The organism is Pseudomonas sp. B21-019 (assembly GCF_024749225.1).
GTDB lineage: Bacteria > Pseudomonadota > Gammaproteobacteria > Pseudomonadales > Pseudomonadaceae > Aquipseudomonas.
Map to the genome: position 1 here is coordinate 587,978 of NZ_CP087193.1, position 22,094 is coordinate 610,071.

At 60.0% G+C, this 22,094-nt stretch carries 16 protein-coding genes and 2 tRNA genes; 14 read left to right on the plus strand and 4 right to left on the minus strand.

The window, feature by feature from the left end; translation table 11 throughout:
- The first annotated feature begins 5 nt into the window (after positions 1 to 5).
- The 6 genes from hflX (at position 6) to LOY36_RS02595 (ending at position 8,370) form a co-directional block, all read left to right on the plus strand.
- The gene (gene hflX, locus LOY36_RS02570) at positions 6 to 1,307 is read left to right on the plus strand and encodes a ribosome rescue GTPase HflX (protein WP_253417031.1); all 1,302 of its coding nucleotides are present in this window, start codon (positions 6 to 8) and stop codon (positions 1,305 to 1,307) included.
- 96 nt (positions 1,308 to 1,403) lie between these two features.
- The gene (gene hflK, locus LOY36_RS02575) at positions 1,404 to 2,576 is read left to right on the plus strand and encodes an FtsH protease activity modulator HflK (RefSeq protein ID WP_019582202.1); all 1,173 of its coding nucleotides are present in this window, start codon (positions 1,404 to 1,406) and stop codon (positions 2,574 to 2,576) included.
- Positions 2,576 to 3,445 carry a protease modulator HflC gene (gene hflC / locus LOY36_RS02580; protein WP_007939589.1) on the plus strand — a complete coding sequence of 290 codons (870 nt, stop codon included), beginning with the start codon at positions 2,576 to 2,578 and terminating at the stop codon, positions 3,443 to 3,445. The genes hflK and hflC overlap by 1 nt, the downstream gene beginning before the upstream one ends.
- Before the next feature lie 317 nt (positions 3,446 to 3,762).
- Positions 3,763 to 4,950 (plus strand): ATP phosphoribosyltransferase regulatory subunit, encoded by a 1,188-nt coding sequence (locus LOY36_RS02585; protein WP_007939588.1) that lies wholly within the window; start codon positions 3,763 to 3,765, stop codon positions 4,948 to 4,950.
- A gap of 54 nt (positions 4,951 to 5,004) precedes the next feature.
- Complete coding sequence (locus LOY36_RS02590; RefSeq protein ID WP_018928499.1) at positions 5,005 to 6,297, plus strand: adenylosuccinate synthase; 1,293 nt, start codon at positions 5,005 to 5,007, stop codon at positions 6,295 to 6,297.
- Between the two features lie 138 nt (positions 6,298 to 6,435).
- Positions 6,436 to 8,370 carry a methyl-accepting chemotaxis protein gene (locus tag LOY36_RS02595; RefSeq protein ID WP_258672194.1) on the plus strand — a complete coding sequence of 645 codons (1,935 nt, stop codon included), beginning with the start codon at positions 6,436 to 6,438 and terminating at the stop codon, positions 8,368 to 8,370.
- Positions 8,371 to 8,470: 100 nt separating this feature from the next.
- Here the strand turns inward: LOY36_RS02595 and LOY36_RS02600 are convergent, their stop codons facing one another.
- The 4 genes from LOY36_RS02600 to LOY36_RS02615 all read right to left on the minus strand — a co-directional run bounded on the left by LOY36_RS02600 (position 8,471) and on the right by LOY36_RS02615 (position 11,713).
- On the minus strand, positions 8,471 to 10,036 hold the full coding sequence (locus LOY36_RS02600) for an iron ABC transporter permease (protein WP_258672198.1): 1,566 nt from the start codon (positions 10,034 to 10,036) through the stop codon (positions 8,471 to 8,473).
- Positions 10,036 to 11,046: an extracellular solute-binding protein gene (locus tag LOY36_RS02605; RefSeq protein ID WP_258672199.1), complete on the minus strand. Its 1,011-nt coding sequence runs from the start codon at positions 11,044 to 11,046 to the stop codon at positions 10,036 to 10,038. Before LOY36_RS02605 ends, LOY36_RS02600 begins: the two co-directional genes overlap by 1 nt.
- A 328-nt stretch (positions 11,047 to 11,374) precedes the next feature.
- A tRNA-Leu gene (locus LOY36_RS02610) sits at positions 11,375 to 11,461 on the minus strand.
- A gap of 165 nt (positions 11,462 to 11,626) precedes the next feature.
- Positions 11,627 to 11,713, minus strand: a tRNA-Leu gene (locus tag LOY36_RS02615).
- 226 nt (positions 11,714 to 11,939) lie between these two features.
- Here LOY36_RS02615 and rnr point away from each other — a divergent pair.
- From rnr to LOY36_RS02655, 8 genes are all read left to right on the plus strand, one after another.
- A complete protein-coding gene (rnr, locus tag LOY36_RS02620) occupies positions 11,940 to 14,570 on the plus strand; it encodes a ribonuclease R (protein WP_258672200.1) in 2,631 nt (876 codons plus the stop codon).
- Positions 14,567 to 15,334, plus strand: coding sequence for a 23S rRNA (guanosine(2251)-2'-O)-methyltransferase RlmB (gene rlmB / locus LOY36_RS02625; RefSeq protein WP_018928494.1), 768 nt, complete (start codon positions 14,567 to 14,569; stop codon positions 15,332 to 15,334). The genes rnr and rlmB overlap by 4 nt, the downstream gene beginning before the upstream one ends.
- Before the next feature lie 317 nt (positions 15,335 to 15,651).
- Positions 15,652 to 16,074 carry a 30S ribosomal protein S6 gene (rpsF, locus tag LOY36_RS02630; RefSeq protein ID WP_007939579.1) on the plus strand — a complete coding sequence of 141 codons (423 nt, stop codon included), beginning with the start codon at positions 15,652 to 15,654 and terminating at the stop codon, positions 16,072 to 16,074.
- Positions 16,075 to 16,102: 28 nt separating this feature from the next.
- Positions 16,103 to 16,333 (plus strand): 30S ribosomal protein S18, encoded by a 231-nt coding sequence (gene rpsR / locus LOY36_RS02635; protein WP_002551829.1) that lies wholly within the window; start codon positions 16,103 to 16,105, stop codon positions 16,331 to 16,333.
- A 36-nt stretch (positions 16,334 to 16,369) separates the two neighbouring features.
- Positions 16,370 to 17,263 (plus strand): hypothetical protein, encoded by an 894-nt coding sequence (locus LOY36_RS02640; RefSeq protein ID WP_019582207.1) that lies wholly within the window; start codon positions 16,370 to 16,372, stop codon positions 17,261 to 17,263.
- Positions 17,264 to 17,282: 19 nt separating this feature from the next.
- The gene (rplI, locus tag LOY36_RS02645; RefSeq protein ID WP_007939577.1) at positions 17,283 to 17,729 is read left to right on the plus strand and encodes a 50S ribosomal protein L9; all 447 of its coding nucleotides are present in this window, start codon (positions 17,283 to 17,285) and stop codon (positions 17,727 to 17,729) included.
- Between the two features lie 136 nt (positions 17,730 to 17,865).
- Positions 17,866 to 19,263, plus strand: coding sequence for a replicative DNA helicase (dnaB, locus tag LOY36_RS02650; RefSeq protein WP_019650685.1), 1,398 nt, complete (start codon positions 17,866 to 17,868; stop codon positions 19,261 to 19,263).
- A 286-nt stretch (positions 19,264 to 19,549) separates the two neighbouring features.
- Positions 19,550 to 21,853, plus strand: a complete 2,304-nt coding sequence (locus LOY36_RS02655) for a YgiQ family radical SAM protein (RefSeq protein WP_258672201.1) — start codon at positions 19,550 to 19,552, stop codon at positions 21,851 to 21,853.
- The last annotated feature ends 241 nt before the right edge of the window (positions 21,854 to 22,094 follow it).

A 22,094-nucleotide genomic window follows, 5' to 3' on the forward strand; every position in this document is an offset into this window, starting at 1 on the left:
CTCCTTTGTTCTTTGAGCGCCACGGTGGTGGTGAGCGGGCAATTCTCGTTCACTTGGATGGTCAGGACCCTGAGGCGCGCGAAGATCCGCAGGAGTTTCAGGAGTTGGCAATTTCGGCAGGTGCCGAGACCGTCGCGTTTTTTAACGTGCCGCGTCATCGGCCAACCGCCAAAACCCTGATCAGCAGCGGCAAGGTCGAAGAGTTACGCGACCTGGTCAAAGCCGAGCAGGTCGATCTGGTGATTTTCAATCACATCCTCACGCCCAGTCAGGAACGTAACCTCGAACGTATTTTCGAGTGTCGCGTGATCGATCGCACGGGTCTGATTCTCGATATCTTCGCTCAACGCGCCCGCACCCATGAAGGCAAGCTCCAGGTCGAACTGGCCCAGCTTGAGTACATGAGTACGCGACTGGTTCGCGGCTGGACTCACCTTGAGCGGCAGAAGGGCGGTATCGGTCTGCGCGGCCCGGGTGAAACCCAGCTGGAAACCGACCGGCGCCTGTTGCGGATTCGTCTGCGGCAGATCAAGGGGCGCCTGGAAAAGGTCCGCAGCCAGCGCGAGCAGTCTCGTCGCGGGCGCAAACGTGCTGACATTCCGACGGTTTCACTGGTGGGTTATACCAACGCCGGCAAATCGACGCTGTTCAACTCGGTCACCGATTCCGACGTCTTCGCCGCCAACCAGCTATTCGCGACCCTCGACCCGACCTTGCGCCGACTCGAGCTCGATGACCTCGGGCCGATCGTGCTGGCCGACACCGTGGGCTTCATTCGTCACCTGCCGCACAAACTGGTCGAGGCATTTCGAGCTACGCTCGAAGAGTCGAGCAACTCCGACCTGCTGCTGCACGTGATCGATGCGCACGAGCCTGATCGTATGGCCCAGATCGAACAGGTCATGGTGGTGCTCGGGGAGATCGGGGCACAAGACTTGCCGATCCTTGAGGTATACAACAAACTCGATTTGCTCGAGGGGGTTGAGCCGCAGATCCAGCGCGATGCCGATGGCAAGCCGCAGCGGGTCTGGTTGTCGGCCAAGGACGGTACCGGCCTGGATTTGCTCAAGCAGGCAGTGGCGGAACTGTTGGGCAGCGATTTGTTTGTTGGCACCTTGCGCTTGCCGCAACGTTTTGCTCGACTGCGTGCGCAGTTTTTCGAACTCGGTGCGGTGCAAAAAGAAGAACACGACGAAGAAGGCATCAGCCTGCTGGCCGTTCGCTTGCCACGGATCGAATTGAATCGACTCGTGAGCCGCGAAGGTCTGCAACCGATGGAATTCATCGAGCAACACACTTTGCAATAAAAGCCTGAGAAAGCGGTTGTGCCGCGGTGACAGGCATTCTGTAGCATTGGTCGGCGCGCCGTGGGTGCGTCTTTGCTTTATCAGATGGAGAGCGCTATGGCTTGGAATGAGCCGGGTGGCAACTCGAATAATCAGGATCCTTGGGGTGGCAAGCGCCGCAATAACGGCGACCGCAAGGGACCACCGGATCTCGACGAGGCCTTCCGAAAGCTGCAGGAAAGCCTGAACGGGTTGTTCGGTGGTGGCAAGAAACGCGGTGACGAGGGCGGTGGTCCGGGCAAGAGTGGCGGCTTTGGTGGCCTGCTCGGCATCGGTCTGACCGTGCTCGCGGCCGTGTGGCTGTACAGCGCTGTCTACGTGGTCGACGAGCAGGAGCAGGCCGTGGTGCTGCGCTTCGGCAAATACTATGAAACCGTCGGCCCGGGCCTGAACATCTATTTCCCGCCGATCGATCGCAAGTACCTGGAAAACGTCACGCGTGAGCGTGCCTATACCAAGCAGGGTCAAATGCTGACTGAAGACGAAAACATCGTCGAAGTGCCGCTGACCGTGCAGTACAAGATCAGCAACCTGCAGGACTTCGTGCTGAACGTCGATCAGCCGGAAATCAGCCTGCAGCACGCGACCGACAGTGCCTTGCGCCACGTGGTGGGTTCTACCGCCATGGACCAGGTGCTGACCGAAGGTCGTGAATTGATGGCCAGCGAAATCAAGGAACGTCTGCAACGTTTCCTCGATACCTATCGCACCGGTATCACCGTCACTCAGGTCAACGTACAGAGCGCTGCTGCACCGCGTGAAGTCCAGGAAGCCTTCGATGACGTGATCCGCGCCCGTGAAGACGAGCAGCGTTCGCGTAACCAGGCTGAAACCTACGCCAACGGCGTCGTGCCGGAAGCCCGTGGTCAGGCCCAGCGCATCCTCGAGGATGCCAACGGTTACCGCGACGAGACCGTTTCCCGCGCCAAGGGTGAGGCCGACCGCTTCACCAAGCTGGTGGCCGAGTACCGCAAGGCGCCTGAAGTTACCCGTCAGCGTCTGTACCTGGACACCATGCAGGAAATCTTCAGCAACACCAGCAAGGTTCTCGTGACCGGCAACAAGAATGGCCAGAGCAATCTGCTGTATCTGCCGCTGGACAAGATGGTCGAGGATGGTCGCCGCACCAGCACTCCGGTGACCGGCGCAGCAGCCAGCAGCAATGAAGTGAATGTGCGTGCGGCAGCTGATCTGCAGCAACAGCAGGCACGTACCAGGGAGAGTCGCTGATGAGCAATAAATCGCTGATCGCCCTTATTGTCGGCGTCGTCGTGGCGATCGTTGCCTGGAACTGCTTCTACATCGTGGCTCAGACCGAGCGTGCGGTGTTGCTGCAGTTCGGTCGCGTGGTCCAGGCCGATGTTCAGCCAGGCCTGCATGTGAAAGTGCCTTACGTTAACAAGGTGCGCATATTCGACGCGCGCCTGATGACGCTGGATGCACCGACACAGCGTTTCCTGACGCTGGAAAAGAAAGCCGTGATGGTCGATGCCTACGCCAAGTGGCGCGTGAAAGATGCCGAGCGCTTCTACACCGCGACTTCCGGCCTCAAGCAGATTGCCGACGAGCGTCTTTCCCGTCGTCTGGAATCGGGCCTGCGTGACCAGTTCGGTAAACGCACCCTGCACGAAGTGGTGTCCGGTGAGCGTGATGCGCTGATGGCGGACATCACCGCTTCGCTGAACAAGATGGCGGAAAAAGAGCTGGGCATTGAAGTTGTCGATGTCCGGGTCAAAGCCATCGACCTGCCGAAGGAAGTGAACCGCAGCGTGTTCGAGCGTATGAGCACCGAGCGTGAGCGTGAAGCTCGCGAGCACCGCGCCAAGGGTAACGAGCTGGCCGAAGGCATCCGTGCCGACGCCGACCGTCAACGCCGCGTGCTGCTGGCTGAAGCCTATCGTGAATCCGAAGAGGTTCGCGGTGACGGTGATGCCCAGGCTGCTGCGATCTACTCCAAGGCATACGGCCAGGATCAGGAGTTCTACGCGTTCTACCGTAGCCTGCGTGCCTACCGTGAAAGCTTCGCGAACAAATCCGACGTCATGGTCCTGGACCCGAGCAGTGACTTCTTCCGTTACCTGGAAAAAGCCAAGCCTTGATACGACGTTGACCTGAATCATCCCCCGCCTGGCGGCTAAAGCCTCGGGCGGGGTGATCCTTTGGGAAAACGTGTGTATGATGCGGCAGCCGGGAAATTCCCGGCTTTTTTGCGTCTGCACGTTTGATTGCTGTTTTGATGCAGGCGCCCGAGTTGAATGACTCGACAGGTTTTTCGAGGAAAGTGGTTGGCGAAGCCGGTTCCAGGCTTTTCGCCACGTTGTTCATGCGCGGGGTTTATGCACATGAGCCGATCATTTTCTGCTTCACTCAAGGCTCGCCCAAAGGCTTGCTGCCCGGATCATAGGGGAATGGCGTAATGGCAACGGTAGACCGCTGGCTGCTGCCAGATGGCATCGAAGAAGTACTGCCACCGGAGGCTGCGCGCATTGAAGTTGCGCGTCGCCAGGTGTTGGATCTGTTCCAGAGCTGGGGTTACGAGTTTGTCGTGACTCCCCATATCGAGTACCTGGAATCCCTGCTGACCGGCGCAGGCCAGGACCTCGATCTGCGCACCTTCAAGGTCATCGACCCGCAGTCGGGCCGGCAGATGGGTTTCCGTGCCGACATCACGCCGCAAGTGGCGCGCATCGATGCGCACACCCTGCGTCGCGAAGGCCCGAGCCGTCTGTGCTATGCCGGTAGCGTGCTGCATGCTCAGCCACGTGCGTTGTCGTCCTCGCGCAGCCCGATTCAACTGGGCGCCGAGTTGTACGGCGATGCCAGCCCGAGCAGCGACGTGGAAGTCATCAGCCTGATGCTGGCCATGCTGCAACTGGCCGATGTGCCGGATGTGCACATGGACCTCGGGCATGTCGGCATCTACCGCGGCCTGGCCCGCGCCGCCGGTTTGTCCGGCGAAGTCGAGCAACAGTTGTTCGATGCATTGCAACGTAAAGCCATCGACGAGGTCATTACCTTGACCGAAGGCCTGCCTGCCGATCTGTCGGGCATGCTGCGAGCGCTGGTCGACCTGTGTGGCGGTCGTGAAGTGTTGAGCGCTGCCCGCGAGCGTCTGGCCAATGCGCCGGCGCCTGTTCTGGCGGCCCTGGACGATTTGCTGGCGATTGCCGAGCGTCTGTCCACGCGTTTCCCGGAGTTACCGCTGTACTTCGACCTGGGCGAATTGCGCGGCTACCACTACCACACCGGTGTGGTGTTCGCCGTGTTCGTGCCAGGTGTTGGCCAGTCCATCGCTCAGGGCGGTCGTTACGACGATATCGGTGCCGACTTCGGTCGCGCCCGTCCGGCGACAGGCTTCTCCACCGATTTGAAAACCCTGGTGACCCTGGGGCGTGCTGAGATCGAGCTACCGTCTGGCGGTATCTGGATGCCTGACAGTACGGATGCAGCACTCTGGCAGCAGGTTTGCCAGTTGCGCAGTGAGGGTCAGCGTGTCGTTCAGGCATTGCCTGGGCAACCTTTGGCCGCCGCCCGTGAAGCGGACTGCGACCGGCAATTGATTCAGCAGAACGGGCTTTGGCAAGTATCGCCACTGGCTTCTTGAGTTTTCCTGCCGGCCGCCGCCGGCACCAAGTTTGCGCGAATGAGGACAAGTGTTATGGGTAAGAATGTCGTAGTCCTGGGCACCCAATGGGGTGATGAGGGCAAAGGCAAGATCGTTGATCTGCTGACCGAACATGCTGCCGCCGTAGTGCGCTACCAAGGTGGCCACAACGCTGGTCACACTCTGGTGATCGACGGCGAAAAAACCGTCTTGCACCTGATCCCGTCTGGCGTGCTGCGCGAAGGCGTGCAGTGCCTGATCGGTAACGGCGTGGTGGTTGCACCCGACGCCCTGCTGCGGGAAATCAACAAGCTGGAAGAGAAAGGCGTACCGGTGCGCGAGCGCCTGCGTATCAGCCCGTCCTGCCCGCTGATCCTGTCCTACCACGTAGCGCTGGACCAGGCCCGTGAAAAGGCCCGTGGCGAGCTGAAGATCGGCACCACCGGTCGCGGCATCGGCCCGGCTTACGAAGACAAGGTTGCCCGTCGCGGTCTGCGCATCGGTGATCTGTTCCATCGTGAGCGTTTCGCCGCCAAGCTGGGCGAGTTGCTGGATTACCACAACTTCGTACTGGTCAATTACTACAAAGAGCCAGCGATCGACTTCCAGAAGACACTCGACGAGTGCATGGAATACGCCGAGCTGCTCAAGCCGATGATGCTCGACGTCACCGCAGAGCTGCACAACCTGCGTCGTGCCGGCAAGGACATCATGTTCGAAGGCGCCCAGGGCTCCCTGCTGGACATCGACCACGGCACCTACCCGTACGTCACCAGCTCCAACACCACCGCTGGCGGCATCGCCACCGGTTCGGGTGTTGGTCCGATGTTCCTGGACTACATCCTCGGCATCACCAAGGCTTACACCACGCGCGTCGGCTCCGGTCCGTTCCCGACTGAGCTGTTCGACGACGTTGGTGCGTTCCTGGCCAAGCGTGGCCACGAGTTCGGCGCCACCACTGGCCGTGCCCGTCGTTGCGGCTGGTTCGATGCCGTGATCCTGCGTCGCGCTATCGATGTGAACAGCATCTCGGGCCTGTGCCTGACCAAGCTGGACGTGCTGGACGGCCTGGAAACCATCAACATCTGCGTAGGCTACAAGAACGAAGATGGTGCAGTGATCGACGCACCGACCGACGCCGACAGCTACATCGGCCTGGAGCCGGTGTACGAGCAGATGCCGGGCTGGAGCGAATCGACTCTGGGTGCCAAGACCCTGGAAGAGCTGCCTCAGGCTGCGCGCAACTACATCAAGCGCATCGAAGAGTTGGTCGGCGCGCCGATCGACATTATTTCGACGGGCCCGGACCGCAACGAAACTATCGTTCTGCGTCACCCGTTCGCTTAATAAGTCGTTGATGTAAAACACAAAGGCCCCTTAATCGGGGCCTTTGTCGTTTATGCCTGTTGGACGGCATGACCTTTGCTGTGAATATCGCCTTCAGAATGCCATCAATTTAATGGCGTTAGAGTAGAGGGATTTCCTGTGTCGGCCGTTCTCTCACTGTTACAAAGCCGTTTGTTGCGGCCCGTGTTCGTTACCCTTGGTATCGCCCTTTTGGTGCAGGTGCTGGTGGCTGTCGCTCTGACCCGGAGCACGGTGACTGCGCTGGAAACCGATCTGGGCGTGCGCCTGGGCGCCGATAGCCAAAAGCTCTCCAGTGAGCTGGAGCAGGCGGGGCGTGAAGTCACGTCGAGCCTGGATAACCTGTCCAGCAGTACCCGTCAGCGCCTGACCGCTGGGCTGTCTTCACGTTTGAAAGACGAGCAGGCTCAACTGCGTACGACGCTGGAGAAGGACCTGAAGGAATCGGCCAATGACATGGCGCAACTTCTGGCCTCGGTCGCACCCCGCGCCATGTGGGACAGCGACATTCCTACCCTGTCCGAATTCGCTCGCCGCGCCCAGCGCAATCCCAACGTGCTGTTCGTGGTCTATGACGACGCCACGGGCCAGCACCTGACGCGCTACCTCAACCGAGAGAACCCGATCAACAAGGGGCTGCTGGAGAAAGGCCAGGGTGAGCGGGCGCTGGATAAGGTGCTGGATGCAGCGAAGAGCGATCCTTCGGTCTACTACCTTGAGGCTTCGATCAGTCCCAATGGGGTGGAAATCGGCAAGGTCTTGATGGGGGTCTCAACTGCCTCCGTGGAAACCGATCTGGCGGCGCTGGACAAGCGCTTCTCGGCGCTGATCGCCAGCAGCGATCAATTGGTGGGTGACAGCCTCAAAGGTGCGGCGGCCGACAGCGCAACGGCGATGCGCGGGCGTCTACAGTCGGCGCAGTCCACCGCTTCTGAAATGAAAGCCAACACCACGGGCGCTGTGCAGGAAGCCGCGGGGGCTTTGCGCTGGCGCATCGGCATGGGCCTGGCGGTGGTGGGTTTCGGTGTGCTGCTGTTACTGGCGGTGGTGCTGGGGCGTCGAGTGGTCAATCGCCTGAAAATGCTCATTGTCGCGATGGATGACCTGGCGGCGGGTGAGGGCGACCTGACCAAGCGCGTGCAGATCAACAGCCAGGACGAGATCGGCGACATGGCCTCGGCGGTCAATCGCTTTGTGGATAAATTGCAGCCGATCGTGCGTGAGGCGGGCGATGTGGCTCAGCGTACCGGCGTGGAAATCGGCGCCATGACCCTGCGCAATGCCGGTGCCGATGCGGCGGCTGGCATGCAGCGCGATGAAGTGGCCGAAAGCCTGCGCGCGTTGTCGCAAATGGCTGATGAGGCTCAATCTGAAAGCCACGCCATGCAGGCCGCTTTGCAGCAGGTGGTGGGCATTCGTCAGGCCACGGATGAGAACACCCGGACTTCGGCGAAAGTCGGCAGTCTCATCGAGGCATTGGCCGGACAAGTCGACACCGGTGCGAAAGTCATCGAGCGTCTGGCGCAGCAGAGTGAGCAGATTGAAGTGGTGCTGACGGTGATTCACGGGATCGCCGAACAAACCAACTTGCTGGCGCTGAACGCGGCCATTGAAGCTGCGCGTGCCGGCGAGACCGGTCGTGGGTTTGCCGTGGTGGCGGACGAGGTGCGGGCGCTGGCGAGCAAGACGCAGAGCTCCACCGGTGACATTCAGGCGCACATTGTTGCGCTGCAGCAGGGCGCGCGTGAGGCTGTTGCGGCAATCGGGCAGGCTGGGCGTCAGGCCAGTGAAGGTTTGCTGGTGTTGCGCGACAGTGCGCGGTTGCAGCAGTCGGTGCAGGCGTCGGTCGAGCAGGTGCATGCGGCGATCGGCCTGGCGACCCAGGCCGCGGCGCATCAGGCGCAAGGTGCGCAGGCCGTGCGTGGGCGGGTTGAGACCATTCATGCTCAAGCTGAGAAAGCAGCTCAGGCGGTCGTGGAGACCACGGCCAGCGGCAAGGTGCTGGATGGGTTGGCGGCGCAGTTGAAGGCGAGCCTGGGGCAGTTCAGGGCGTAATAAACCCCGCAGATCAAAAGATCGCAGTCTTCGGCAGCTCCTACAGTGGAAACGCATATCCCTGTGTAGGAGCTGCCGAAGGCTGCGATCTTTTGCTTTATCAGCGGCTCAAATACATCCGCGTCGTCAGCAGGTACACCGGTAATCCCGACACTAATATCAACAACGCCGCATAAGGCGCCGCCGCCGCGAACTCCACATTCGCGGTATGCGCCCAGACTTCCGTCGCCAGAGTATTGAGCCCGGTCGGGCTCAGCAGCAGCGTCGCCGTCAGTTCCTTCATTGCATCCAGAAACACCAGCGCAAACGCAGCGCCCAGGGCGGGGAAGATGATGGGCAGGGTCACCCGACAAAACGCGCTGAAAGACGACGCCCCCAGCGTGCGTGCGGCTTCTTCCAATTGCGGCGCGGCCTTGTTCAGTGCAGTGCGAATCGGTGCCTGCGCCAGTGGCAGAAACAACAGCGCATAGGCAATCAGCAGCAACGCCGAGGTCTGGTACAGCACTGGCACATAATGCAGGGCGAAATACACCAGGGTCAGCGCAATCACCAATCCCGGCAGTGCATGCAGCAGATACGGCAAGCGCTCGGCCCAGATTGCCAGTCGGCCTTTATGGCGCACCACCAGCAACCCCACCGGCACCGCCAGCACCAGGCACAGCGCAGCGCCACCGAGCGACAGCGCCAGCGACGAGAGCAATGCCTCGCTGATCGCGGCCACCGGGAACGCTGCCGAGGAACCCACCATCAGCCAGTACGCCAGCATTCCCAGTGGAATGCCGCTGCCGATGATCGCCAGCAGCAAGCAGTAAAGTTGTCCCACAGCCGTCCACGGCCCGAGGCGAACCTGCTCCGCATGTCGCGCAGCGCCCTGACCGGTGCGTACGTGACGGCCTTTGCCGCGCACGCGTAACTCAAGCCATAGCAGCACCAGGCACAGCGCCAGCAACACCGCAGAAAGCATCGCTGCATTGGCGTTGCTGAATTCCAGTTCGAACTGCTGATAGATCGCCGTGGTAAAGGTTTGCAGGCCGATGATCGACAGCGCGCCGAACTCCACCAGCATGTGCAGCGCAATCAACAGTGAACCGGCCAGCAGTGACGGCCAGAGCAGGGGCAGGGTGATTTTGAAGAATACACCCCAACGATTCTGCCCCAGGGTGCGGGCAGACTCTTCAAGAGAGGGGTCGAGATTGCGCAGCGTTGCCGCGACCGGCAGAAAGATCAGCGGGTACTTGGACAGCGTCATCACCAGAATCGCCCCACCCAGCCCTTCGAAGTGAGCGCTCAGGGACACCCAGGTGAAGCTGCTGACAAATGCCGGCACCGCGAACGGCAGGCACAGAATCACGCCCCATAACCGCCGTCCCGGCAGATTGCTGCGCTCCAGCAGCCAGGCGAGTGACAAGCCAATCACACCGCAGGCCAGTGTCACGCCCAGCATCAGCGCCAGGGTATTGCGCAGCAGGCCAAACACGTAGGGCCGCCACAGCAGATGCAGTGCCTCGACCCAGCCGGCTTGCCAGGTTTTGAGACCGACATAGGCCAGTGGCAACAGGCTGAGTACCACCAGCAGCAGAACCGGTAGCAGCAGCCAGATCGATGGCCGCTTGCGCCGTGGCATGTAGCCCCCACGCGAGGCGGGGGCGGATAACGAGGTGCTCATCAGTTCAAGCCAACGTCACGTTCCAGGTCCAGGGCTTCTTCGGCGTTGCCGAGGTCGGCTGGCGTGACGTTCGGCGCTTGCAGTTCGCTGAATGGCTTGAGCCCGCGATCCGATGCCATACCCTTGTGCAGTGGGTATTCGGCGGTGGTCTGGGTGATCACGCGCTGACCTTCTTCGCTGGCCATATAGGCGAGCAATTGTTGGGCTTCTTTTGGATGTTTGCTGGATTTCAGTACGCCAGCGCTGGAAACGGTGATCAGTCCGCCGACGTCGCCACCGGTGAAGTAATGCAGTTTCGAGTCGAGTTGGCCTTTTTCACGCTGCAAGGCGAACCAGTAATAGTTGTTCACCAGCACGGTGGCGACTTCGCCATTTTCCACGGCTTTCAGTGCAACCATGTTGTTGCTGTAGGTCTTGCCGAACGCGCGCAGGCCGGTCAGCCACTCTTCGGCGGCGTCCATCCCGTGGACCTTGATAATCGCCACGGCCTGTTCCTGGAAGGCACCGCTGGAAGGCACGAAGCCGACCTTGCCTTGCCATTTTGGATTGGAGAACTCCATCACTGACTTGGGCAGGTCTTTCTCGTCGATCAGTTTAGGGTTGAAAGCGACGACCCGGACCCGTGCCGTGATGCCAATCCAGGTGCCATTACCGGCAACGTAATCCTTGGGCAGGACTTCAAGCGTGGCGGCATCGGCTTTTGCCAGCAGGCCTTGTTCGCCGAGCTTGTTCAGCGGTGGCGATTCTTCGGTGTAGATCACGTCGGCGGGGGAGCGATCGCCTTCTTCGACGATCTGGCTGGCGAGCTGGTTGCTGCTGCCCTTGCGCACATTGACGTGAATCCCTGTCTTGGCTTCGAAGGCTTTGGCGACCGCGTCGCCGACTTCCTTGTGTTGACCGTTATAGAGTGTCAGGGAAACCGGATCGGCGGCTTGGGTGAGGGGCGTGGCGAGTGTCAGGCCGAGGAGGGTGATGGTCAGGCCGCGGCGCAGGGTATTTCGAAACATCATTCGCAGGGTTCCTCACTGTCGCATTGCAAAAACTTGAAACAATGATAAACGATATTGTTTCTCAAGTGCGCCTTGCGGGGCGGGTGAGGGTTTGCTAGAGGGCCTGGTGCAGACTTCTGTGGCGAGGGAGCTTGCTCCCGCTCGGCTGCGGAGCAGTCGCAAAACCGGGCAATAAGGTTTGACTGAAAGAATGAGGGGGCCGCTTCGCAGCCCAGCGGGAGCAAGCTCCCTCGCCACAAAGGGCGGCGATGGCTTCAAAGGCCAGAAACGCAAAAACCCGCTTTCGCGGGTTTTTGTGAAATTCAAGATCGTGACCTTGAATTTGAATTGGTGCCCAGAAGAAGACTCGAACTTCCACGACCTTGCGGTCACCAGCACCTGAAGCTGGCGTGTCTACCAATTTCACCATCTGGGCATGATCTTCAGCGTTGCCGCTGTTGATGTGGCGCACTATACGGAGAGCATTTTGATCTGTAAACCCCTGATTTAATTTTAATAATTCAGAAGCCTGGAATGCAAAAACCCGCTTTCGCGGGTTTTTGTGTGAGCCTTGAAATTGATCTAATCTCAAGCTCGAAATTGGTGCCCAGAAGAAGACTCGAACTTCCACGACCTTGCGGTCACCAGCACCTGAAGCTGGCGTGTCTACCAATTTCACCATCTGGGCAGTATCGGCAGCGCTAGTGCGTCGTCGATGGCGCGCACTATACGGAGCGTCTTTTTAACTGTAAACCCCTGTCATCAAAAAAACCTGGAAAATTTTACCGACGGCATTCAAATCAGCTTCGCGGTGTCGATAAAGGGCTTTAGATGGGCTGTCACAGCCTGAAATTTCCCGTTTCATTACGCCTATGCCAAACTAACCCGCATATAGACAAGGTGAAAACTCTCTAATGGCCGATTGGCAGTCCCTCGATCCCGAGGCCGCTCGTGAAGCGGAAAAATATGAAAACCCTATTCCTAGCCGCGAACTGATCCTTCAGCACCTTGCTGATCGAGGTTCGCCTGCTAACCGCGAGCAGCTGGTCGAAGAGTTTGGTCTGACCACAGAAGACCAGATCGAAGCCCTGCGCCGCCGCCTGCGCGCCATGGAGCGCGACGCTCAACTGATCTATACCCGTCGCGGCACTTATGCGCCGGTGGACAAGCTCGACCTGATCCTGGGCCGCATCAGCGGTCACCGTGACGGTTTCGGCTTCCTGGTCCCGGACGACGGCAGTGACGACCTGTTCATGAGCCCGGCGCAAATGCGCCTGGTGTTCGATGGCGACCGTGCCCTGGCACGAGTTTCCGGCCTCGACCGTCGCGGTCGCCGCGAAGGCATGATTGTCGAAGTGGTGTCCCGTGCCCACGAGAGCATCGTCGGTCGTTACTTCGAAGAGGGCGGTATCGGTTTCGTCGTCGCGGACAATCCGAAGATCCAGCAAGAAGTGCTGGTGACGCCAGGTCGCAACGCCAACGCGCAGATCGGTCAGTTCGTCGAAGTGAAGATCACTCACTGGCCGACGCCACGCTTCCAGCCGCAAGGCGACGTGGTCGAGGTGGTGGGTAACTACATGGCGCCGGGCATGGAAATCGATGTTGCCCTGCGCACCTACGATATTCCGCACGTCTGGCCTGAAGCGGTCTTGAAAGAAGCCGCCAAGCTCAAGCCTGAAGTCGAAGAGAAAGACAAAGAGAAGCGCATCGACCTGCGTCATCTGCCGTTCGTGACCATCGACGGTGAAGATGCGCGCGACTTCGATGACGCGGTCTACTGCGAAGCCAAGCCGGGCAAGCTGCGCCTGTTCTCCGGTGGCTGGAAGTTGTACGTGGCGATCGCTGACGTTTCCAGCTATGTGAAAATCGGTTCGGCGCTGGATAACGAATCCCAGGTTCGCGGCAACTCGGTGTACTTCCCCGAGCGCGTGGTGCCGATGCTGCCTGAGCAGCTGTCCAACGGCCTGTGCTCGCTGAACCCGCACGTCGATCGCCTGGCCATGGTTTGCGAGATGACTATCTCCAAATCCGGCGAAATGACCGACTACTGCTTCTACGAAGCGGTGATTCACTCCCATGCCCGCCTGACCTACAACAAGGTCAGCACCATGCTGGAGACGCCAAAAGTCACCGAAGCGCGTCAGCTGCGTGGTGAATACACCAACGTTCTGCCGCACCTCAAGCAGCTGTACTCGCTGTACAAGGTTCTGCTGGCGGCCCGTCACGTGCGTGGCGCGATCGATTTCGAAACCCAGGAAACCCGGATCATCTTCGGTTCCGAGCGCAAGATTGCCGAAATCCGTCCGACCGTTCGCAACGATGCTCACAAGCTGATTGAAGAATGCATGCTGGCGGCCAACGTGGCCACCGCCGAATTCCTGAAAAAGCACGAAATTCCTGCGTTGTATCGCGTCCACGACGGTCCGCCACCGGAGCGTCTGGAAAAACTGCGCGCCTTCCTCGGCGAGCTCGGCCTGTCCCTGCACAAAGGCAAGGACGGCCCGTCGCCGAAGGATTACCAGGCTTTGCTCGCGGGCATCAAGGATCGTCCGGATTTCCACCTGATCCAGACCGTCATGCTGCGCTCGTTGAGCCAGGCGGTGTACAGCGCCGATAACCAGGGCCACTTCGGCCTGAATTACGAAGCCTATACCCACTTCACTTCGCCGATTCGCCGCTACCCGGACTTGCTCACGCACCGGGCGATTCGCAGCGTCATCCATTCGAAAATGGACACCCCGCACGTTCGCCGTGCTGGCGCGATGACCATTCCGAAAGCGCGGATCTATCCGTACGACGAAGCGATCCTGGAGCAGCTCGGCGAGCAGTGCTCGATGAGCGAGCGTCGTGCCGACGAAGCGACCCGCGACGTAGTGAACTGGCTCAAGTGCGAGTTCATGAAAGACCGCGTGGGCGAATCGTTCCCGGGGGTGATCACCGCCGTGACCGGTTTCGGCCTGTTCGTCGAACTGACCGATATTTACGTCGAAGGCCTGGTGCACGTCACCGCGCTGCCGGGCGACTACTACCACTTCGATCCTGTACACCACCGCCTCGCCGGTGAGCGTACCGGTCGTAGCTTCCGCCTGGGCGACACTGTTGAAGTGCGCGTCATGCGCGTCGACCTCGACGAGCGCAAGATCGACTTCGAGATGGCCGAAAAAACCATCAGCGCACCGATCGGTCGCAAAAAGCGCGGCACTGAAACCGCAGCGCCTGCTATCAAAACAGCTGCCGAGCCGGTACTGGCCAAGGCCGGGCGTCGTCCTGCCAAGGAAAAGGCCGTCGAGGCCTATCGTCCGAGCGATGCGGCGGCAAAAAATGCCGAGTTGCGCAAAAGTCGTGAAATGAAACAGGCATTGCTGTCTGAAGCGAAAAGCGGCGGTAAAGCGGCGTCTGGGGGAAAGACCGGGCGGTCGGCGCCTGAAAAGGCCTCCGGCGGCAAGCCAGCCAAACCGAGCAAACACCGTAAAGGCCCGCCAAAAGCGGGTTCCGCTCCAGCCGCCAGAAGCGGCGGGGCGCGTAAACCTAAGGCCAAGTCATGAGTCAGTTGGAAAAGATCTACGGCGTGCACGCGGTAGAAGCGTTGCTGCGTCACCACCCAAAACGCGTCAAGCAGATCTGGCTGGCTGAAGGCCGCAGCGATCCGCGGGTTCAGACGCTGATCGAACTCGCTGCCGAAAATCGCGTGGCCGTCGGTCAGGCTGAGCGTCGTGAGCTGGATGCCTGGGTTGAAGGCGTGCACCAGGGCGTGGTGGCGGACGTGAGCCCGAGCCAGGTCTGGGGCGAGGCGATGCTCGACGAGCTGCTCGATCGCACCGAAGGCGCACCGTTGCTGCTGGTGCTCGACGGTGTGACCGATCCGCACAACCTCGGCGCTTGCCTGCGTTCGGCCGATGCGGCCGGCGCGCTGGCGGTGATCGTGCCGAAGGACAAATCAGCCACGCTGACCCCGACGGTTCGAAAAGTTGCTTGTGGCGCGGCGGAAGTGATTCCGTTGGTCGCCGTGACCAACCTGGCGCGCACCCTGGAAAAACTCAAGCAGCGCGGCTTGTGGGTCGTCGGTACGGCGGGCGAGGCTGAGCAGGATCTGTATCAGCAGGACCTGACGGGCCCGACCATCCTGATCATGGGTGCCGAAGGTAGCGGCATGCGCCGCCTGACTCGCGACCTTTGCGACTATTTGGTGCGCCTGCCGATGGCTGGCAGCGTCAGCAGCCTCAACGTGTCCGTCGCCACCGGCGTCTGCCTGTTCGAAGCGCTGCGCCAGCGCGGCGTCAAAGCCGCCGGGACCGCCAAAAAGTCCTGACACTCCTCTTGTAGGAGCTGTCGAGTGAAACGAGGCTGCGATCTTTTGACTTTGATTTTTCGAGATCAAAAGATCGCAGCCTCGTTTCACTCGACAGCTCCTACAGTCCTACAGTCCTACAGGTGTTCGGATTTTAGTTCGGGTGATTGTTCAAATAATCACCAATTGCCTTGCACCTCCCTCGACCCTTCTCTACAATTGCGCCCCTTGCTGTGACGGCAGGCACGCATGTGTCTATCGCAAGCAAGTCCATAAGTGTCATTCACTCCTTGTCTGACCGCTTTTGAGCGGCAGGCTACAACCCGTAAGGAGCATTCATGCGTCATTACGAAATCATCTTTTTGGTCCACCCGGATCAAAGCGAGCAAGTCGGCGGCATGGTTGAGCGTTACACCAAGCTGATCGAAGAAGACGGCGGCAAAATCCACCGTCTGGAAGATTGGGGCCGTCGTCAACTGGCCTACGCAATCAACAATGTTCACAAGGCTCACTACGTGATGCTGAACGTTGAGTGCACTGGCAAGGCCCTGGCCGAGCTGGAAGACAACTTCCGCTACAACGATGCAGTGATCCGTAACCTGGTCATCCGTCGCGAAGAAGCCGTTACCGGCCAATCCGAGATGCTCAAGGCTGAAGAAAACCGCAGTGAGCGCCGTGAGCGTCGCGACCGTCCTGAGCACTCCGACGCTGAAGGCGTTGACAGTGATGACAGCGACAACAGCGATAACGCTGACGAGTAATCCACGGACCTTTTGAGGAGCCTATTACATGGCACGTTTCTTCCGTCGTCGTAAATTCTGCCGCTTCACCGCTGAAGACGTGAAAGAGATCGATTACAAAGATCTCAACACTCTGAAAGCTTACGTATCCGAGACCGGCAAAATCGTTCCAAGCCGCATCACCGGTACCAAAGCACGTTATCAGCGTCAGCTGGCCACCGCTATCAAGCGCGCCCGCTTCCTGGCCCTGCTGGCCTACACCGACAGCCACGGCCGCTGAGACCGGGCAGTCGACACGTAGCAAAGGATTGAATGCATGCGCGCCTTAGCTGAGTTCATCATGCGCGGCCGTATGCAGGCCACTCTGGTAGTGGCCGGATGCGCAACATTGCCGTTGTTGTATTGGTTGGGTGCTGCCGCTGGATGCCTTGTGCTCCTGCGGCGCGGATTGAAGGACGCCGTTGGCGTACTTGCTCTGGGACTGCTGCCGGCGTTGATCTGGTGGCTTTTCTTCGACGACCCACGGGCACTTCTGGTGCTGCTGGGGTCTTCGAGCCTTGCGTTGGTTTTGCGCGCAAGCGAGTCCTGGAACCGCGTGCTGCTGGTCAGCATAGCGATGGGATTGGTGTTTTCAGTGGTGCTGGGGGCGGCTTTTGCGCCCCAGATCGAGATGCTGGCGCAGGCTTTGATAAAAGTCATGCCGTCGCTACTCGGTGAGGTCTACCAGCAATTGTCGGTAGACGAGCAAGCGCGCTTTGCGTCCCTGATTGCACCGGTCCTGACCGGCCTGATTGCGGCCTTGTTGCAAATCGTCAGTGTGCTGAGCCTGATTGTCGGGCGCTACTGGCAGGCGTTGTTGTACAACCCGGGTGGTTTTGGTCGCGAGTTTCGCGCCATCCGAATCCCGCTGGGACCGGCGATGTTGCTGCTGGCGTTAATGCTTCTGGGGCCAAATCTTGGCCCGCAGATGGCCATGTTGACGCCGTTGTGCAGCGTACCGCTGGTGTTCGCCGGACTGGCCCTGATTCACGGGCTGGTGGCGCAAAAGCGACTGGCCAAATTCTGGCTGGTGGGGTTGTACGTCACGCTGTTGCTGTTCATGCAGCTGATCTATCCGTTGCTGGTGGTTCTGGCCATCGTCGACAGCCTGATTGATTTTCGCGGTCGTTCGGCACCGAAAGATGCCGATAGCGCGAACGGTGAAGGTTAAAAGTTAAGAGGATTTTCACATGCAACTGATCCTTCTGGAAAAAGTCACCAACCTGGGCAACCTGGGTGACAAAGTGAACGTTAAGGCTGGTTACGGTCGTAACTACCTGCTGCCATACGGCAAAGCTACCGCTGCGACCCCAGCCAACCTGGCTGCGTTCGAAGAGCGTCGCGCTGAGCTGGAAAAAGCCGCAGCAGACCGTAAAGCATCGGCTGAAAGCCGCGCCGCCCAACTGGCTGAGCTGGAAGTGACTATCACTGCCACCGCTGGTGACGAAGGCAAGCTGTTCGGTTCGATCGGCACCCACGACATCGCTGATGCACTGACCGCCTCTGGCGTTGAAGTTGCAAAAAGCGAAGTTCGTCTGCCGAACGGCACCATCCGCAACGTAGGCGAATTCGACGTAGCCGTGCACCTGCACGCCGAAGTTGAAGCCACCGTACGCGTTGTCGTGGTAGCAGCTTAAGCAGTACTTGTCGGCTGGCACCCTCGGGTGCTTGCCGGTAACATCGGGCACGATCCTGTTTACAGGTCGTGCCCTTTGTCTTTCTGCAGTTCCTGATTTTCACAACTCCTGCTTTTCCTGAATAAACCAAGTGGCCATGAACGATATCTCCGCTCCCGAGCAATACGATCTGCAAACCGCTGCCCTGAAGGTGCCGCCGCATTCCATCGAGGCCGAACAGGCCGTGCTCGGTGGTCTGATGCTGGACAACAACGCCTGGGAGCGCGTGCTCGATCAAGTCTCCGACGGCGATTTCTATCGGCATGACCACCGCCTGATCTTCCGGGCCATCGCCAAACTGGCGGACCAGAACCAGCCGATCGACGTCGTGACCCTGGCCGAGCAATTGGACAAGGAAGGTCAGACGTCCCAGGTCGGCGGTCTCGGTTACCTTGGCGAACTGGCAAAAAACACGCCGTCCGTCGCCAACATCAAGGCCTATGCCCAGATCGTTCGCGAGCGGGCAACCCTGCGCCAGTTGATCGGCATCAGTACCGAAATCGCCGACAGCGCTTTCAACCCTGAAGGCCGCACCGCCGCCGAGATTCTCGACGAGGCTGAACGGCAGATCTTCCAGATCGCCGAGGCCCGTCCGAAAACCGGCGGCCCGGTCAGCGTCAACGACCTGCTGACCAAGGCCATCGACCGCATCGACACCTTGTTCAACACCGATAACTCGATCACCGGCCTGTCCACCGGTTACACCGACCTCGACGAGAAGACCAGTGGCCTGCAACCGGCCGACCTGATCATCGTCGCCGGCCGTCCGTCCATGGGTAAAACCACCTTTGCGATGAACCTGGTGGAAAACGCCGTGCTACGCAGCGAGAAGGCTGTCCTGGTTTACTCCCTCGAGATGCCAGGCGAATCGCTGATCATGCGTATGCTGTCGTCCCTCGGTCGCATCGACCAGACCAAGGTCCGGGCCGGTCGCCTGGAAGACGACGACTGGCCGCGCCTGACGTCGGCGGTCAACCTGCTCAATGATCGCAAGTTGTTCATCGACGACACGGCGGGTATCAGCCCCTCGGAAATGCGCGCCCGGACCCGTCGTCTGGTGCGTGAGCACGGTGAGATCGGTCTGATCATGATCGACTACCTGCAACTGATGCAGATCCCGGGGTCCAGTGGTGACAACCGGACCAACGAGATTTCCGAGATCTCCCGGTCCCTGAAAGCCCTGGCCAAGGAATTCAACTGCCCGGTGGTGGCACTGTCCCAGCTCAACCGTTCCCTGGAACAACGCCCGAACAAGCGCCCGGTGAACTCCGACTTGCGGGAATCGGGAGCGATCGAGCAGGACGCCGACGTAATCATGTTCGTTTACCGGGACGAGGTGTATCACCCGGAAACCGAACACAAAGGCATTGCCGAAATCATCATCGGCAAGCAGCGGAACGGCCCGATCGGCTTTATCCGCCTGGCCTTCATCGGCAAATACACCCGATTTGAAAACCTGGCGCCGGGTAGCTACAACTTCGACGACGATGAATAACTGTGGCGAGGGCTTCTGTGGTGAGGGGGCTTGTCGGAGCGCCGCACCGCCCCGTTCGGCTGCGAAGCAGTCGTAGATCCTGAATTTGCGGTATCACAGATAAACTATGGGGGCCGCTTCGCAGCCCAACGGGGGCAAGCCCCCTCGCCACAAGGGTTATATGTAGCCCCGGGATTTTTGCGAAAACAGCTCCACCGATTTCCGACCATAGCCGTCGGAATTGGTCAAAATTTGTGCTATATTCCGCGCCCGCGAAATTCAATGAAAGCCAACACCGGTTATCGACATGCAAGCAGCCAAGCCGTTATTTGACTATCCCAAGTACTGGGCCGAATGTTTCGGGCCAGCGCCATTCCTGCCCATGAGCAGGGAGGAGATGGATCAGCTCGGCTGGGATTCCTGCGACATCATCATCGTCACCGGTGATGCCTACGTCGACCATCCGTCGTTCGGCATGGCGATCATCGGCCGGCTGCTGGAGGCCCAGGGCTTCCGCGTCGGGATCATCGCGCAGCCGAACTGGCAGTCCAAAGACGATTTCATGAAGCTTGGCGAGCCGAACCTGTTTTTCGGTGTCGCGGCCGGCAACATGGACTCGATGATCAACCGCTACACCGCCGACAAGAAAATCCGTTCCGACGACGCCTACACCCCCGGTGGCCTGGCGGGCAAACGTCCGGACCGCGCGAGTCTGGTTTACAGCCAGCGCTGCAAGGAAGCCTACAAGCACGTACCGATTGTGCTCGGCGGCATCGAAGCCTCCCTGCGCCGCATCGCCCACTACGATTACTGGCAGGATCGGGTGCGCAACTCGATCCTGATCGACGCCTGCGCCGACATCCTGCTCTACGGCAACGCCGAGCGTGCGATCGTCGAAGTCGCCCAGCGCCTGTCCTACGGTCACAAGATCGAAGACATCACCGATGTTCGCGGTACCGCGTTCATTCGTCGTGATACGCCGCAAGGCTGGTACGAAGTCGACTCCACGCGCATCGACCGTCCGGGCAAGATCGACAAGATCATCAACCCGTACGTGAACACCCAAGACACTCAGGCTTGCGCAATCGAGCAGGAAAAGGGACCGGTCGAAGATCCGGAAGAAGCCAAGGTCGTACAGATCCTGGCCAGCCCGAAAATGACTCGCGACAAGACCGTCATTCGTCTGCCATCGGTTGAAAAAGTCCGTGGCGATGCGGTGCTTTACGCTCACGCCAACCGCGTGCTGCACCTGGAAACCAACCCGGGCAACGCCCGCGCTCTGGTGCAAAAGCACGGCGAAGTCGACGTCTGGTTCAACCCGCCACCGATTCCGATGACCACCGAAGAAATGGACTACGTGTTCGGCATGCCCTATGCGCGCATTCCGCACCCGGCGTACGGCAAGGAAAAGATCCCGGCCTACGAGATGATCCGTTTCTCGGTGAACATCATGCGTGGCTGCTTTGGTGGCTGCACCTTCTGCTCGATTACCGAGCACGAAGGCCGGATCATCCAGAACCGTTCCGAAGAGTCGATCATTCGCGAAATCGAAGAGATCCGCGACAAGGTCCCGGGCTTCACCGGCGTCATTTCCGACCTCGGCGGCCCGACCGCGAACATGTACCGCATCGCCTGCAAGACCCCGGAAATCGAATCCGCGTGCCGCAAGCCTTCATGCGTGTTCCCAGGCATTTGCCCGAACCTCAACACCGATCACTCGTCGCTGATCCAGCTCTATCGCAGCGCCCGGGCCTTGCCGGGTGTGAAGAAGATCCTGATCGCCTCCGGCCTGCGCTACGACCTCGCGGTCGAGTCGCCGGAGTACGTCAAGGAGCTGGTGACCCACCACGTCGGTGGTTACCTGAAGATCGCCCCGGAACACACCGAGGAAGGTCCGCTCAACCAGATGATGAAACCGGGCATCGGCAGCTATGACAAGTTCAAGCGCATGTTCGAGAAGTACACCAAGGAAGCCGGGAAAGAGCAGTACCTGATTCCGTACTTCATCGCCGCTCACCCGGGCACCACCGACGAAGACATGATGAACCTGGCCCTGTGGCTCAAGGGCAACGGTTTCCGTGCCGACCAGGTGCAGGCGTTCTACCCGTCGCCGATGGCCACCGCCACCGCGATGTACCACTCGGGCAAGAACCCGCTGCGCAAGGTCACTTACAAGAGCGACGGCGTGACCATCGTCAAGAGCGAAGAGCAGCGCCGCCTGCACAAAGCGTTCTTGCGTTATCACGACCCGAAAGGCTGGCCGATGCTGCGTGAAGCGCTGACCCGCATGGGCCGCGCCGACCTGATCGGGCCGGGCAAGAACCAGTTGATCCCGTTGCATCAGCCCGCGACCGACAGCTACCAGAGCGCCCGTCGCAAGAACTCGACGCCGGCCGGCAGCCACAAAGTGGCCAAGGAAACGACCACCAAGATCCTGACCCAGCACACCGGCCTGCCACCGCGTGCCAGCGATGGCGGCAACCCGTGGGACAAGCGTGAACAGGCCAAGGCGGCGGCATTCGCCCGCAACCAGCAGGCGGCCAAGGAGCGCAAGGACGCGGCCAAAGGCAAGGGGCCGAAGCCTGCGCGCAAGCCGGTTGTACCGCGCTAAACGTCGCTTGAGCTGAACAGAACGCCAACCTTCGGGTTGGCGTTCTGCGTTTCAGGAACAACGAATCTCATTGTGGCGAGGGAGCTTGCTCCCGTTCGGCTGCGAAGCAGTCGTCAGTTTTTTAGGGCCGCTGCGCGCCCCAGCGGGAGCAAGCTCCCTCGCCACAGAGACCGCGTACATTCACGTCCTCGCCACATTTGCGTGCAACTGCGCCAAACCAATTTCCCGCATCGCCCGATTT